The 14,282-nt window shown below is 60.4% G+C and carries 13 protein-coding genes; 6 read left to right on the forward strand and 7 right to left on the reverse strand.

The genetic code is table 11. The annotated features are described in order from the left end of the window. Positions 1-2: 2 nt before the first annotated feature. The 5 genes from BW989_RS03305 to BW989_RS03325 are packed head-to-tail and all read left to right on the forward strand — an operon-like array spanning position 3 to position 4,723. On the forward strand, positions 3-422 hold the full coding sequence (locus tag BW989_RS03305; protein WP_076585406.1) for a hypothetical protein: 420 nt from the start codon (positions 3-5) through the stop codon (positions 420-422). A 23-nt stretch (positions 423-445) separates the two neighbouring features. Next, positions 446-1,540 (forward strand): AI-2E family transporter, encoded by a 1,095-nt coding sequence (locus BW989_RS03310; protein ID WP_242651329.1) that lies wholly within the window; start codon positions 446-448, stop codon positions 1,538-1,540. A 21-nt stretch (positions 1,541-1,561) separates the two neighbouring features. Continuing rightward, entirely contained in the window at positions 1,562-2,296 is a 735-nt protein-coding gene (locus tag BW989_RS03315; protein WP_242651264.1) for an HAD family hydrolase, read from the forward strand. Further along, complete coding sequence (locus BW989_RS03320; protein ID WP_076585412.1) at positions 2,293-3,669, forward strand: leucyl aminopeptidase family protein; 1,377 nt, start codon at positions 2,293-2,295, stop codon at positions 3,667-3,669. The genes BW989_RS03315 and BW989_RS03320 overlap by 4 nt, the downstream gene beginning before the upstream one ends. A gap of 13 nt (positions 3,670-3,682) precedes the next feature. Beyond that, positions 3,683-4,723: an alpha/beta hydrolase gene (locus tag BW989_RS03325; RefSeq protein WP_076585413.1), complete on the forward strand. Its 1,041-nt coding sequence runs from the start codon at positions 3,683-3,685 to the stop codon at positions 4,721-4,723. Between the two features lie 403 nt (positions 4,724-5,126). Here the strand turns inward: BW989_RS03325 and BW989_RS03330 are convergent, their stop codons facing one another. The 6 genes from BW989_RS03330 to yedA form a co-directional block, all read right to left on the reverse strand. Then, on the reverse strand, positions 5,127-5,729 hold the full coding sequence (locus BW989_RS03330) for a response regulator transcription factor (protein ID WP_076585415.1): 603 nt from the start codon (positions 5,727-5,729) through the stop codon (positions 5,127-5,129). Then, positions 5,726-6,868 (reverse strand): sensor histidine kinase, encoded by a 1,143-nt coding sequence (locus BW989_RS03335; RefSeq protein ID WP_076585417.1) that lies wholly within the window; start codon positions 6,866-6,868, stop codon positions 5,726-5,728. Before BW989_RS03335 ends, BW989_RS03330 begins: the two co-directional genes overlap by 4 nt. A gap of 45 nt (positions 6,869-6,913) precedes the next feature. Beyond that, the gene (locus BW989_RS03340) at positions 6,914-8,731 is read right to left on the reverse strand and encodes an amidohydrolase family protein (RefSeq protein WP_076585419.1); all 1,818 of its coding nucleotides are present in this window, start codon (positions 8,729-8,731) and stop codon (positions 6,914-6,916) included. 40 nt (positions 8,732-8,771) lie between these two features. After that, positions 8,772-9,551 carry an ABC transporter permease gene (locus BW989_RS03345; RefSeq protein ID WP_076585421.1) on the reverse strand — a complete coding sequence of 260 codons (780 nt, stop codon included), beginning with the start codon at positions 9,549-9,551 and terminating at the stop codon, positions 8,772-8,774. Next, positions 9,548-10,477, reverse strand: coding sequence for an ABC transporter ATP-binding protein (locus BW989_RS03350; protein WP_425476639.1), 930 nt, complete (start codon positions 10,475-10,477; stop codon positions 9,548-9,550). Before BW989_RS03350 ends, BW989_RS03345 begins: the two co-directional genes overlap by 4 nt. An 87-nt stretch (positions 10,478-10,564) precedes the next feature. Further along, positions 10,565-11,461, reverse strand: a complete 897-nt coding sequence (gene yedA / locus BW989_RS03355) for a drug/metabolite exporter YedA (RefSeq protein WP_076585423.1) — start codon at positions 11,459-11,461, stop codon at positions 10,565-10,567. 69 nt (positions 11,462-11,530) lie between these two features. Between yedA and BW989_RS03360 the strand changes: the two genes are divergently transcribed. Next, positions 11,531-12,010, forward strand: coding sequence for an Lrp/AsnC family transcriptional regulator (locus tag BW989_RS03360; protein ID WP_076585425.1), 480 nt, complete (start codon positions 11,531-11,533; stop codon positions 12,008-12,010). A gap of 45 nt (positions 12,011-12,055) precedes the next feature. Here BW989_RS03360 and BW989_RS03365 read toward each other — a convergent pair whose 3' ends face one another. Then, the gene (locus BW989_RS03365; RefSeq protein ID WP_083688301.1) at positions 12,056-14,251 is read right to left on the reverse strand and encodes a carboxy terminal-processing peptidase; all 2,196 of its coding nucleotides are present in this window, start codon (positions 14,249-14,251) and stop codon (positions 12,056-12,058) included. Positions 14,252-14,282: the final 31 nt, after the last annotated feature.

Below are 14,282 nucleotides of genomic sequence, written 5' to 3' on the forward strand. Positions count from 1 at the left end.
CCATGGGCTTCAACAAGCTGATCGACAAAGTCACCCAGGCCGAACAGGCACTCGAAGCGCATGAGCGATATGTCGGCGTCGAGTGGCGGCAGCTGAAAGGCGCATGGCGCACGGCATGGACACCGGGCCGCATCGTAATAGCCGGGCTTGCGAGTGGATTCATCGTGGGGCGCACTCGCCCACTTGCAAACGTCGCGAGTGGCGGCCTGATGCAGTTGATGACAGCGATCTCAGGCTTGGTCGCCAGCGGCAGCGCACAAGCCGCGGCGGGCGAAGCAGGAGAAGCCGCGGACCAGGCCGAAGCGACGGCTGAAGCCACCAAGGCAGCGACGACAGTCACCGCGGTCGCTGCAGCGCCACGCACCTCCAGCAACGATCCCTTGCTTGACCACGAAGCCCTGCGTCGCCGGGGCTTGCTGTGAGCGTGCCGCCTTCGCAAAGCAACATCGGCTCACTTGAACCATCGGCCGAAGAAAACCTATCTAGTGAAACGCCACGCCCGCGCGCCAGCATCGCGCTGCTGATACTCGCGACACTGGCCGTTGCCTATACCTTGTGGGCCACGCAGGAGTTGGTGCTGCCCATCATGCTGGCGCTGTTCTTCGCGCTCATCGGCAACCCCATCATTCGCTTGTTGCAGAAACTGTGGTTGCCGCGCGCGCTGGCTGCCGTGCTGGTGGTGGCCACGGGTATCTCGCTCGCTGTGGGCCTGGGACAGCAGCTGGTCGAACCAGCATCTGAGTGGGTACGCGAAGTCCCGCAGCAGATGCGCAAGCTCACGCCCAAGCTCCGCGCCGTGGCCAAACCGATGCAGGACGCTAACAAGGTCGCCGAAAACATCGCCCGCGCGGCAGGCGGTGAAAGCACGAACAAAGCCGAGCAAGTGGTCAAGACCGAGGTCAATGACCCCTACAAGGCGCTGACCGCAACGCCGAAGATCATCACCCAGGTGCTGGCCGTGGTCTTGCTCACGTTGTTCTTCATGATATTCGGGCAGAACCTGCAGAAGCACGCGATCGACTTGATGCCTGACCGGCAGAAAAAGCGCATCACGGTCGACATCCTGCAATCGATCGAGCGAGAAATGTCGCGCTACGTGCTGACCATCAGTGTGATCAATGCCGCCATGGGCCTGGTGTTTGCCGCCGCCTTGTACTTCATTGTCGACCTGCCCATCGACGAAGCCTTGCTGTGGGGCACCATGGCCGCACTGCTCAATTTCGCGCCTTATGTAGGACCGTTGATAGGCGTGCTGGTGATGCTGGTGATGGGCTTCACCACTCAAGGCGACATGTGGCCCGCGCTCCTGCCCGCTGCGCTGTATCTGGGCCTGCATACATTGGAAGGTCAGATCATCACGCCGATTGTCTTGGGCAAGCGCATGGCCCTGTCGCCCTTGGTGTTGATGCTGGCGCTGATGGTGTTTGGCTGGGTGTGGGGGATCATCGGCTTGTTGCTGGCGGTGCCGCTCCTGGTATGCGTGAAGATCATCTTGTCCAAGATCGAAGGCTGGGAGGGGTGGGCGAAGTTGTTGGAATGACAAGCCGTTAAAATGCGAAACGTGAGCACGCCCCCCCTCATTCGCGCCATCACCCTCGACCTCGACGACACCTTGTGGCCGTTCCCGCCCATTGGCGAACGCATCGAGCGCGTGTTGCATACCTGGTTCGAAACACACGCGCCGCGTACGGCAGCGCAGTTCCCCATCCCGGCGATGCGTCGATTGCGCGAACGCGTGATGGATCGCTATCCACAGCAATCACACGATGCCAGCTGGCTGCGCCGCAAAGGCATCGAGATCGCACTGGCCGAAAGCGGCAGCGATCCTGCCCTGGCCGATGAGGCTTACGCCGCCTTCTTCGCCGAGCGCAATCGCGTGGACTTCTACGATGACGCGCGCGATGCCTTGGCGCGTATTGCGGCACGCGTGCCAGTCTATGCGCTGTCCAATGGCAATGCGGACCTGGCCACCATCGGCATCGATCAATATTTCACCGGCAAGGTCACCGCGCGCGAATTTGGCCGTGGCAAGCCCGATGCTTCCATCTTCCTGCACGCTTGCGACCAACTTGGTGTCGCGCCGCATGAAGTGCTGCATGTAGGTGACGATGTCGAAGCGGATATAGTCGGCGCACATCGTGCAGGCCTGATGACCTGCTGGCTGCATCGCGACGATGCACGCGAGCGACACCCCACCTGGCCAAAGCGCGAGTTCGTGCCCAGCCTGATCCTTCCCACGCTTGCCGCGCTGGCCGACTGGCTCGACATGCAACCCCGCCATGAGGATGCCCCATGAACAACCTGCCCGGCTTGACCCGCAACCCGCAGCACCCGCTGCCATTTCATTGCGTGCGCGGCGAAGAGTTTGATGCATGGCGCAAACTGCAATTGCCTGCGATCGGCCAATGGCTGGATGCGCAAAAGTACACCGCAAGCTCTGGCACGTTGATGCTCTTGCCAGGCAATAACGGCATCGAAGGTGCCGTAATCGGCATCGGCAACCGACTTGACCCGTTCACCTACTCGCATGCGCCCTACGCACTACCACCCGGCGAATGGAAATTGGTTGGCGAGCTGGATGCTGCTGCCCGCCATGCATTGGTGCTGGGCTGGGGCTTGGGCAGTTATCGCTTCCGCCGTTACAAGAGGCCGTTGCGTGAACCGGCGATGCTCGCCATCGACAACGGCGCGGATGCAGAAACACTCGATGTGCTCGCCGCCTGCGTGCGCGTGCGCGATCTCATCAACACGCCGACCGAGGACATGGGCCCGGACGAGATGGAGTCGGTGACACGCGACATCGCAAAGCAATACGGCGCCGAGATCGAAGTGATCAGCGGCGATGACCTGATTACGCAAAACTACCCAGCCATCCACGCGGTGGGACGCGCCTCGCATCGCGCACCACGCTTGATCCATCTGGAATGGGGTGATGTCGATGCGCCGCGCGTGTCACTGGTCGGCAAGGGCGTGTGCTTCGACACAGGCGGCTTGAATATCAAAGCCAGCGCCGGCATGCGCAACATGAAGAAGGACATGGGCGGCGCAGCACATGCGATCGCACTGGCCGAGCTCATCATGGCGCGCGGCTTGAAAGTGCGCTTGTCCTTGTTTGTCGCTGCAGTCGAGAACGCCATCGGTCCGAATGCATTGCGCCCGGGTGAAGTGATCGCCACGCGCAAAGGCGTGAGCGTGGAGATCGACAATACCGATGCCGAAGGCCGCCTCGTTCTGTGCGACGCACTGGTGCGTGCATCGGAAGACAGGCCTGAGTTACTGCTGGACTTTGCAACACTAACAGGCGCTGCGCGCATCGCACTCGGCCCGGATCTACCCGCGCTCTACGCCAATGACGATGCACTGGCGAATGATTGGTTGGATGCAGGCCAACAGGTGTTCGAACCCCTGTGGCGCATGCCGTTGTGGCGTCCGTATTTACGTTATCTCACCAGTAATATTGCCGACATCGCCAACGGTAGCAGTAGCCCGATGGCCGGCAGCGTGACCGCCGCGCTGTATCTGGAACGCTTCGTACCGGAAGGCCAAAAATGGGCACATGTCGATGTCTACAGCTGGAACGACAACGACCGCCCAGGCCGCCCGGCGGGCGGCGAAGCCCAGTGCCTGCGCTCGGCGTTCGCAATGTTGAAGGCGCGTTACGCGGGCTGACACGGCACGACCGATGCATCTCGCACTGCCCCTTGCATTGATCGCCAGCCTGGGTGTTGGGACCTTGGCGAAGCATATTGCAGTGCCAGAACGCACCCCGCACCTGAATCTCAAGATCGAGCAAACCATCGCGCTTGAACGCTTGAACCACACCACGGCTGACGGCATACGCCTGTCCTACCTTTTCGTACCGTCGGCCAAACGTGATTTCGTCTATGACGTAAAGCGCACCGAAACGAATGGTCTGCGCTTCGACATGCGCGTCAAGAACGCCCAGGCCTCGGTACCCACGCGTGGCTCGATCATTTATTTGCACGGCTGGGGCAGCAATGGCGATCAATTCACGCCATGGGCATTGGCATTGGCCGAACAAGGCTTTTCAGGCGTAAACGTCGATCTGCGCGGGCATGGTGATTCGGCTGATGCGCCAGCAGGCTACGGCCCACGCGAGGCGGCTGACATCACCGATCTTGTGCGTGGGTTACTGGCGCAGGGACGAATCCAGCCGCCGATTTACTTGATGGGCACCTCGTATGGCGGAAGCACGGCTCTCTTCGCTGAACCTGCCTTGCGTGATGTCATCGCAGGCATCGTCGCATTCGCGCCATTTCAATCGGCAAACGAAGGCATTCGCGGTGCAATCCGCGAAGCACAAGACACCAAAGCAAGCGGCATCCGTGCGCGTATCACGCTGGCTGCGCTGGGCCGCATGAATGACAGCGACATCGATGCGGCCATAGACGAAGCAAGCGAACAGCTTGGCATCTCCCTGCGCAATGTCGATGCACGGCCAATCGTTGCGGCTAGCCAGACCTGCATCCTGCTGCTGCATGGTGCCGATGATCGAATGTTTCCTGCAGCCAGCAGTCATGAGTTGGCCGCCTCGACCCCGATGGCATCCGCGACTACGGTCAACGGACACGGGCATGTGGATCTACCGATGCGGCTGGATTGGCTGGTCGCGCCTGTTGCCACCTGGGTAGCAGCGACATCCCAACGCACGAACGATAACGCCTGCCCCTCTTTCAAATTGCCGCCGGAACCTACGCACTGAGATTGCGTGAGTAATCTGGCTTCTTTCCGTGTGCCACGGGAAGAGCAGATGACCAGATGGGCTACCCGATGCAATGTGATGCCCATGGTTGCATCAACTCATATCTTCAGAAGCACGCTGCAGTACCAATGAAAACCGCGCCACCCACACACAAATCGACGGCGCCGCGACGAACAACCGTGCGTTTGTCGATCGCTCACGCCAAGACCGTCTCCAAGCGAGACCAACAGGGTGTTCACGGATAAAGCCGTGATCAAGCACGGCCTGGCCTGTGCCTTCACGCTCGGACATCACTTTCATGGTGTCTTTGAACAAGGCCCGGCCACTGCCCAGGCCTTACTCGCTTTGCACTAACGAACGAATTCACAAAGCATGACGTTGTAGTAGAGACAGAGCATCTCGCTTACAGCCAACCCTTTTGCCGCGCCAGTCGGTAAGCCTCGATGCGATTGCCAACTCCCAGCTTGCCGATGGCCTCCGACAAATAATTGCGCACGGTGCCGTGCGATAGACCGAGCTTTGTGGCGATCTCGCCTGCGCCCAACCCGTCGCCTGCCAAACGCAGCACCTGGCGCTCGCGGTCACTGAGCGGATCGCCTTCGCTCCATGCTTCCAATGCCAGCTGGGGATCGATGGCGCGGCCGCCACGCTGGACTTGCCTGAGCGCATCCCCAAGCTGTTCGGCAGGCGCATCCTTGAGTAGATAACCCTGTACGCCCGCATCAAGTGCACGTCTGAGAAATCCGGCGCGCGCAAACGTGGTGACGATGACAACCTTGATAGGCAGCTCATGCCTTTGGATGCGCTGCGCCAACTCCAGTCCCGTCAACCCGGGCATTTCGATATCAGTCAACAGGATGTCGGGCGCATTACGCTGAATCTCGCGCCATGCGGCTTCGCCATCGGCGACATCCGCGATCACCTCGATGTCGTTCTCCAGACGAAGCAAAGCCGCCAGTGCACCACGCACCATCGCCTGATCTTCGGCCAACAACACTCGGATCATGTCGCGCCCTTCAACGGCAATTTTGCTATTACGCGGGCACCCTTTCCGGCCTCGGACTGCAGCTGCAATCGTCCGCCCAAACCCTCAAGGCGCTCGCGCATACCGGACAATCCGTTGCCGGGCTTGATCGCCCCACCCTGGCCATCATCGATCAGCTCCAACACGACATCGTGTTGATCGCTTCGCAAGACCACCTCAAAATTCCTGGCGTCGGCATGACGCTGCACATTGGTCGCCGCCTCACGCAGAGTCATGGCGAATGCGCACTCGTAATCGGGGGAGAGCGCCACCGCATCCATTTGAGCATTCACCGCCACGCCATCGACTTCAAGCAATACCTTGGCCGATGCAAGTTCAGCCGCGATCAATGCGCTGCGGATACCACTCACTGCCTGCCGCACTTCATTTAATGCCTCGCGTGCGATGCGGGCAACTTCACGCATCTCAATGGAGGCCGCATCACCATCCCGCATTGCCAGTCGCGCTGCCAAATCAGCCTTGAGTGCAATCATCGACAAGGTGTGCCCCAGCAAGTCATGCAAGTCACGACCAATGCGTTCGCGCTCGGCAAATGCGGCGATGCGGCGCACTTCATCCTGGCTCGCCTCCAGCTGCGCACGCTTCTTCTCACGCTCGATCATGAAATAGTTGGAGGTAAACACGGATGCCGAAATCAACACCGTGAAGCCGATGCCAAAGGCGACATAGCTGAAGGGCCAGAGCAAATACATGCGCAACCCAAACACCAGCAACATCGCAGCCAGTAACGCGACACGCACCGGCAGGCGTATTGACAATACAGCCAGCAAAGACGCGGCGTAGATCACATAAGTATTCGCATAAGCATTCCACGGCAGAAGCACGCAGGCCAAAGCGAAGATGGTTAGTACGGCCAGCAATTTTCCAGGTGCACTACGCCGAAAGACATAGAAATACAGCGGCAAAAAAGCGACCAACGAAGCGAGCGTAGCCCCGAGATTGAACGGAACATTGAACGTCCCAACCTCTGGAAACGCGCGGCCGAGCATCGGCACGAAGAGGAACACCAGGTAGCCCAGCATGGCGATAGGCACCCAACCCTGATCGACGGCATCGGGCAAGAGACGTTGGCGAATTCGTAGTGCGAGGGAGTCAGCCATGGCGTGGATAGTAACGGTCACGAATGCGGGAAACTTTCATGTCCATCATTCGATGGCGACATCATCCAGGTCTACCCGGAAATGGCCGATGCGACTATTGCTGATGCCAAGCGACATCACCCGCGACAAATCCGCACCCACGAACTTCGACAGTGGCACGCGGATCTCGCCCCAGTCCTCGCCCACAACAACGGGTACGGCGGCAACCTGGCCTTCGCCATGCAGTATCACGATGACGTAGTCGCCGGGCGTGCCACGCACTTTCAGGGTGATTGCCTGGCGTGTGCCGAGGTTAACCGGCTGCATCTGCGTACTGCCCGGCGAGAACATCGCACCCGCCCATGGCGTGGGGCCTGCCATCACATCGCCCTCGACGCGCATCGCACCCTTGGATCCGCCTGCACCGCTGGCCAGCCAAACGGTATTGGCGATGGACTTGCCCCCCATGAAGCGGTCGCTCGCCGCCTGCCAGCCGCTACCGAAACGTGTGCTCATGTCACCACTTTCGAAGTCGGAGATGAGGCGATCACTTTCCGCGAGGCCACCCGCGCGGTCGGCGGCCGGCGCATCGCCAGATTGTAGGTAACCGTTCTTCCAGATGCTGACGATGCCGCGCGTTGTCTCAATATCCTTAGACGGATTGCCATCAACCAATAAAAGGTCCGCACGCATCCCGGGCGCTATGTGACCACGGTCTTTCAGACCGAAACGCCTAGCGGGTGCTGAAGTCGCTGCACGCAGCGCCTCGGCCGGACTGAGACCCGCACGCACCAGCATCGCCAACTCACCATGCAAGCTGACACCATGCGCAGTCCCGGGGTTGCCTGCGTCCGTACCAGCCAATATCTCCACACCGGCCGCATGCAAGCGACGCACGGTTTCAAGTGCGTTGGGTAACGCATTGGCCTGGAATGGAAAGGACGGGGGGAAGCGCGCATGTAACGTTGCGATTTGTGCATCGCTAAGGCGTGACTTCAAACGCGCATCAGCGGCCAATTTCGTGCTGTCGTCCGTTCTACCAAAGCCGGCGATGACCGACAACGTCGGCACCATGAACGCACCACGCGATTTCATCGCTGCAATCATGCCGTCGCTAGCTGGCTGGTCGATAAAGGCATGCACCAGGCCATCCACACCGGCGTTGACGGCGTGCAGCGCATCGTCCTGGGCTGCAACGTGGGCAACTGAAAGTCGCTTCTGACGCTTGGCAGCGGCGATACTCGCTTCGATCTGGGCGCGATCCAACGTCGGCATGCGATGCGTACTGCCGTAGGCGTGCAGATCATCGATCATCAACTTGATGAATTCGCTGCCTTCATCGATACGCGCACGCACGAAGGCATCGGCATCCTCACCCGGCTTGAGCTCGGGCACCGGGAAGCCGTACTCGGTGCCATGACCACCCGGCACGGTGACTGCCGCACCACTCGACCAGACATCGGCGCGATCGGTGCGAGCGAACGAATCACGCTGATCGCGATAGCCCGGCAACGACTGCATCGCGCCCATCATCTCCAGCTCCGTGCCTACGCCGAAGCGCAATGCATCACGTTGGGCCTCGCCCCATACATGGGTATGGGCGTCGATCAAGGCTGGCATCAGCGTCTTGCCTTGTCCGTTGATGACATCGAACCCCTTCGGAATGCGCGCGCCCTTCCCCACCGCTTCGATGCGACCATCGCGCACGACCACAGTGGCGCGTTCGATGAATTGTTCGCCATCGAATACCCGCGCATCACGCACTGCGAAACTGTTTCGTGGCACTGATTGGGTCGGCTCATCGGCACGGGCGGACCACCAGGCAACCCCGCCCAAGGCCGCTGCCAGAAGCGCGAGCATGCCGAGCTCAAATGACTTCTTCATCTTGGTTCTCCTTGGCACTGCATCCGATTTTCGTGCGAATTCATTCGGCTCGCGCCAGACGACCTCGCGCCAGCAACGCAAATACCACCGTCACTAACAGCAATACCCCGACGTGCAGCCAGATTGGTTGGACGAGATCATGTCCCACCACTTTCAGCGCGAGTTGAGACAAGTGATAGCTGGGCCACACCGGCGCGATGCTTTGCAGCCAACCGGGCAACATCGACAAGGGCAGCCACAGGCCGGACAAGAATGCCATCGGCAACATCACCATGTTCAGGATGGCTGGCGATCCATTTGCACTGGACAGAGTGCCGATGTAAAGCCCCAGCGCCGCAAACGGCAGACTGCCCAGCAGGTTGATCGCGATCAACAGCATTCCCTGCACCGGGGTCAACGAAACTTTGGCCAAGATGATCGCGACCAACATCATGCACAAGGTGATCATCAACACGAACACCATCGCCATACCGGTTTTAGCGAATAGATAGGCGCCAGACGGCATCGGCAGTGCACGCTTAAGCCGCAACAATCCCTGACTGCGCTCCATCGATACAGTGACCCCGAAGCCGAACATCGATGCGCCCATTACGCCAAACACACCATACGTCGCCATCATGTAGGTGGCCGCATTGCCGTTGCCGCGATTCAAAAGCACGCCAAACATCACGTAAAAGACCAGCGGAAACAACAGCGTGGGTAGCGCGAACATCGGCGTGCGCAACATACGCAGGAATTCGTTGCGGGTTTCCAACCAGTAGATGCGTGTAATGGATGGTGCGAGCTCGGCCCCCCGCGTGTCATTAGCAAGCGTGTTCATGCGCGTAACTCCTCGTTGGATTCGCGTGTGATGGCAAGGAAAGCGTCGGCCAACCCCGCGCGGCTGATTTCCAGGTCGGATAGAGCAGGATCGGCGGCCAGCAACGGCGGCAACGCACGCACGGCATCGTCGACGCGCAACACGAGGTATTCCCCCTCGCGCGTGGCCTGCACGACGCCTGGCCAACCCAGAACGACGGCGATATCCAATCGGCTACGACAACGAATGCGCTGCCCAGACACTTTGGCGCGGATGACATCAACGCTTCCTTCGGCAATGCTGCGTCCGCGATCAATCACCACCACGCGATCGGCCAGCGCTTCTGCCTCTTCCAGGTAGTGCGTCGTCAATAGGACGGCAACACCGCGCGCGCGCAACTGTTTAATGGCCAACCAGATTTGCTGGCGCGCCTCGATATCCAGACCGGTAGTGGGCTCATCCAGGAACAGCAGTTGCGGGTCGCCACAGATCGCAAGCGCAAACTGCACGCGCCGTTGCTGGCCCCCGGACAACTTGCCATAGCGGCGCTTGGACAGCCCTTGCAAGCCAGCCAGTGACTCGCATTCGGTGATGGACAGCGGCGCCGAATAGTAGGCGCGCGTGGCTTCCAGCAATTCACCGACGGTCGATGTATCGGGCAATGCCGCCGATTGCAGCATGACTCCGATACGGCGACGCGCCGCAAGAGACTGCGGCGCTAGCCCGAACAACTCAACCTGGCCGGCATCGGGCGCGATCAATCCCAGCATCAGCCCAATCGCGGTGCTCTTGCCCGCACCATTGGCACCCAGCAAGGCCAGCACTTCACCACGTATCAATGCCAGGTCGAATCCTGCCAGAGCCTCGACCCTGCCATACCGCTTCCGAGCGCCTGCAAGACAGGCCGCGGACATGGAAGCTTGGGTTGCACCGTCCATCATGTTCATCGCTAGGCTCCTGCGTCTGGCTTGCAGGATGCCGCCAGCCAACCCGGCGCAGTAGTCGCCGGGGTCAGCCCGATCACATGACAGTTGTCAGGCGCGCTTCTTCTTCCCCGCCTTGGCCAACGTGATCACCACCACGCCCGCCAGGATCACCAGCATCGCGCCGAGTTCTGCGGTGGATGCACGCTCGCCCGCCATCAAAGCACCCAACACCACCGCGATCGCAGGATTTACATAGGCATAGCTGCCTGCCAATGCAGGCCGCACGTTATGCAGTAGCCAGATGTAAGCAGTGAAGCCGATGATGGAACCGAACACCACCAGATAGGCGAACGCCGCCAAGCCTTTGGATGTCGGCATATCCATGCGTTCGCGGGTGATGAAGGCGATCGCCATCATCACCACGCCGCCGCATAGCATTTGGCCTGCCGCTGTCATGAAGGGCGAAGGCAGGTCGCGACCGCGACTCCAGATGGAGCCGAAGGACCACGCGAGAGACGCGATCAACAGTGCGATCAATCCTTTCATCGAACCCGACATGGCGCCGCCGGCATTGAGCCAGAGCACGCCGATAAAACCGACGCCAATACCGACCCATTCCACGCGTGTCGGTTTGTCACCACGCATCATCGCGAACACGCCCATCCAGATCGGCGCGGATGCCACCGCGACTGCGGCCAAACCTGAAGACACGGTTTGCTCGGCGAAATTCACCATGCCGTTGCCGGCAGCGAGCAGCAGCGTCCCCATTACGGCCAGGTTGCGCCATTGCGCGCGCGTAGGCGGCGCCTCGCCTCGCAAGCGCAGGAATGCGAACATCAAACCACCGGCGATCAAGAAGCGGATGCCACCCAGCAAGAATGGCGGGAAGCCTCCCTCCAGCGCGAAACGAATGCCGAGGTAGGTCGAGCCCCAGATGAGGTAGACGGCGGCGAGCGCCATCGCGATCGCGACCGGGCGCGGCGAAGTGGGAGAGTTGGAGTCCATGCGCGCAGCGTAAGGCCGGGGCCTTGCGTGGCGCTTGAAAAATTATGCGTCTAAACGCAAAATTTTTGCGTGAGCGTCCGCCCTACCCTCGACAATTTCGACCATGCGCTGCTGGCCTTGCTGCAGTCGGATGCCGACCGCACCCTGACCGAGCTGGGCGACGCCGTTGGTCTATCGCCCAGCGCCGTGCAACGACGGATCAAGCGCTATCGCGAGAGCGGCCTTCTACACCAAGTGGCGATACTCGATCCCGACGTGCTGCCCTTCACCACCTTGATCGCAGTGTGGGTGAGCATGGAGCGCGAATCGATGCAGGAATTGAAATCCTTCTACGCCCGCATGCGCGAGACGCCGGAAGTGCAGCAGTGCTACCAACTGGCCGGCGATTGGGATTACCTGCTGATCGTCGCAACGCCAACACTGCCAGAATATCGCGCTTTGATCGAACGGCTGTTCAAGCCGCAAAAGAACATCAAGCGTTACGAGAGCCGCGTCGTGCTGGATACGGTCAAACGGGGCTTGGCACTGCCCAGCAAACAGTCCATTTGAACCGAATGAAAATGCCCCTGTGCATGTGCACAAGGGCATCCAGACTTACTTCGCCCAGTTACCTGCCTGGGTGGACTTAGGCAGAACCTGCGCGGCCAGTGCGCGATCACCATCCAGCATGCGGGCCGCATCGCCAAGGATCGCCGCCGCTTCACGCAGCAAGGGATCCGGTGCCTTATCCGCCAGCTTCTCGCGTTCGGCCTCACGGGCGACATCACGCTCGTTGTATTGCAGGCCATCATCCGCGCCATCATCGGCCAATGGATCAAGATCCAGCCCCAAGCGCTTACGCTCGGCTTGGCGGAACTTGCGCTTGGCATCTTCCTTGTCACGTTCAACGCGACGCTCTGCCTCGTTCAAGCTGATCCACTTCTTTTCGCGCTGCGCACGGAACTCGGCGGCATCTTCGACGCGCCATTGGTATTCAACATCATCAGCCGAGCGGATATCGTGCAGACGCTTGAGCTCTGGCAACAAGCCCGCGAACTGACCGTAAGTCGCGTGCGGCGCTTCGTCGATCTTCGACCACGGCAGTGCGTTGTCGTAGGTGCTCTCGCCGTATTCGTCGGCATCAAGCGTCGCCGGGAATGCGATATCCGGGGACACGCCCTTGTTCTGCGTGCTGCTGCCACTAGGGCGGAAGAACTCGGCGACTGTCAGCTTCACATCGCCATACTGGTCTTGCGAGCGGTCCGGCACGACACGATCAAGATCGACCATCGCCTGCACCGTGCCTTTGCCGAAACTGGTTTCACCGATGATGAGGCCGCGCCCATAATCCTGGATCGCGCCTGCAAAAATTTCCGATGCCGATGCCGATGCACGATTGATCAACACGGCCAACGGGCCTTCCCACTGCACGGAATCATCGCGGTCACTGCGCACCGTGATGCGACCGCCAGCTTGGCGTTCCTGCACCACCGGGCCCTTGTCGATGAAGAGGCCCGTCATGTTGACGGCCTCATCCAGCGAACCGCCGCCGTTGTTGCGCAGATCGACGACCACGCCGTCGAGCTTGTCGGCGTTGAACTTGGCAAGGATCTCGGCAACATCCCGCGACACGGAAACATAGTCACCATTGCGGCTGCGGCGCGCATCGAAATCCTGATAGAACGCCGGCACCTTGATCACGCCGATGCGCCGCGCGGGCGCGCCATCGACGCCCGGCAACTGGATCACTTCACCCTTGGCCTTGCTGTCGGCCAGCACGACTTTGTCGCGGGTCAGCTGGATGCGGTTGGGCTTGGCATCGATGCCCATCTCGGCCGGCAGGATGTCGAGCTGCACGACAGTGCCCTTGGCACCTTTGATCTTGGCGACAACGTCATCGATGCGCCAACCGATCACATCCTCCATCGCGCCTTTCTCACCTTGGCCAACGCCGACGATGCGATCGCCGGGCTTGAGCAAGTTGCTGCGTGCGGCCGGGCCGCCCGGGATCAGCTCCATGATGGTGACGATATCGTCGCGCTTTTGCAGCTGCGCACCGATGCCTTCGAGCGATAGCGACATCGACTGGTTGAAACGTTCGGCGGCGCGCGGGTTGAAGTAATCGGTATGCGGGTCGATGGACCCGGTGTACGCGTTCAATGCAGTCTGGAAGATGTCCTCGGCGTTGAGGTCATCGATCATCGTGACCATGTTGGCGTAACGCTTGTCGAGTGTCTTGCGAATTTCATCGGGCTGCTTGCCGGCCAGCTTCAGGCGCAGCCAGTCTGAGCGCACCGACTGCTTCCACTGCACATCCAACGCGGCGGCATCGCTCCACGCTACATCTTCGCGATCGTAGTCGTAGCGGTCGTTGCCGGTGAAGTCGAAGATGTCTTGCTTGAGCAGGCCGCGTACATAGTTGGAGCGCTCGACTACACGCTTGCGATAAATATCGAATACCGAATACATCGGCGCGTAATCGCCTTCCTTCACCGCGGCTACGGCTTTCGCCGGCGCATCCGGCACGCTGGCGATGTCCTGTTGGGTCAGATAGACCTTGGAGGGATCGAGCGCTTCCAGATAACGCTTCCACACCTCGGCGCCCAGGCTCGCATCGAGTACGCGCGGGCGGTAGGCATAGCGACTGTCAGACAAAAGGCCATGAACAATCGCTGAGGTGTCCGCCTGTTGCTGCGTGGGCACCAGTGCCTGCATCGTAGCGGGCGCTTGCGTGCGCGGGCTGTCGGCCATCGCCAACAACGAGATCGGGGCGGCCAAGGCCAGGGCAAGCAGGGTCGGACGTAGCTTCATCATCAAAGTCACTCGCTCAGACAGCATCTTG

The organism is Solilutibacter tolerans, from assembly GCF_900155935.1.
GTDB classification, from domain to species: domain Bacteria; phylum Pseudomonadota; class Gammaproteobacteria; order Xanthomonadales; family Xanthomonadaceae; genus Solilutibacter; species Solilutibacter tolerans.

Coding starts and splice junctions, on each gene's coding strand:
- BW989_RS03345 (WP_076585421.1), bottom strand. CDS start 9,551: ATGAACACGCTTGCTAATGACACGCGGGGGGCCGAGCTCGCACCATCC.
- BW989_RS03350 (WP_425476639.1), bottom strand. CDS start 10,477: ATGAACATGATGGACGGTGCAACCCAAGCTTCCATGTCCGCGGCCTGT.
- BW989_RS03320 (WP_076585412.1), top strand. CDS start 2,293: ATGAACAACCTGCCCGGCTTGACCCGCAACCCGCAGCACCCGCTGCCA.
- BW989_RS03335 (WP_076585417.1), bottom strand. CDS start 6,868: ATGGCTGACTCCCTCGCACTACGAATTCGCCAACGTCTCTTGCCCGAT.
- BW989_RS03340 (WP_076585419.1), bottom strand. CDS start 8,731: ATGAAGAAGTCATTTGAGCTCGGCATGCTCGCGCTTCTGGCAGCGGCC.
- BW989_RS03330 (WP_076585415.1), bottom strand. CDS start 5,729: ATGATCCGAGTGTTGTTGGCCGAAGATCAGGCGATGGTGCGTGGTGCA.
- BW989_RS03365 (WP_083688301.1), bottom strand. CDS start 14,251: ATGAAGCTACGTCCGACCCTGCTTGCCCTGGCCTTGGCCGCCCCGATC.
- yedA (WP_076585423.1), bottom strand. CDS start 11,461: ATGGACTCCAACTCTCCCACTTCGCCGCGCCCGGTCGCGATCGCGATG.
- BW989_RS03325 (WP_076585413.1), top strand. CDS start 3,683: ATGCATCTCGCACTGCCCCTTGCATTGATCGCCAGCCTGGGTGTTGGG.
- BW989_RS03305 (WP_076585406.1), top strand. CDS start 3: ATGGGCTTCAACAAGCTGATCGACAAAGTCACCCAGGCCGAACAGGCA.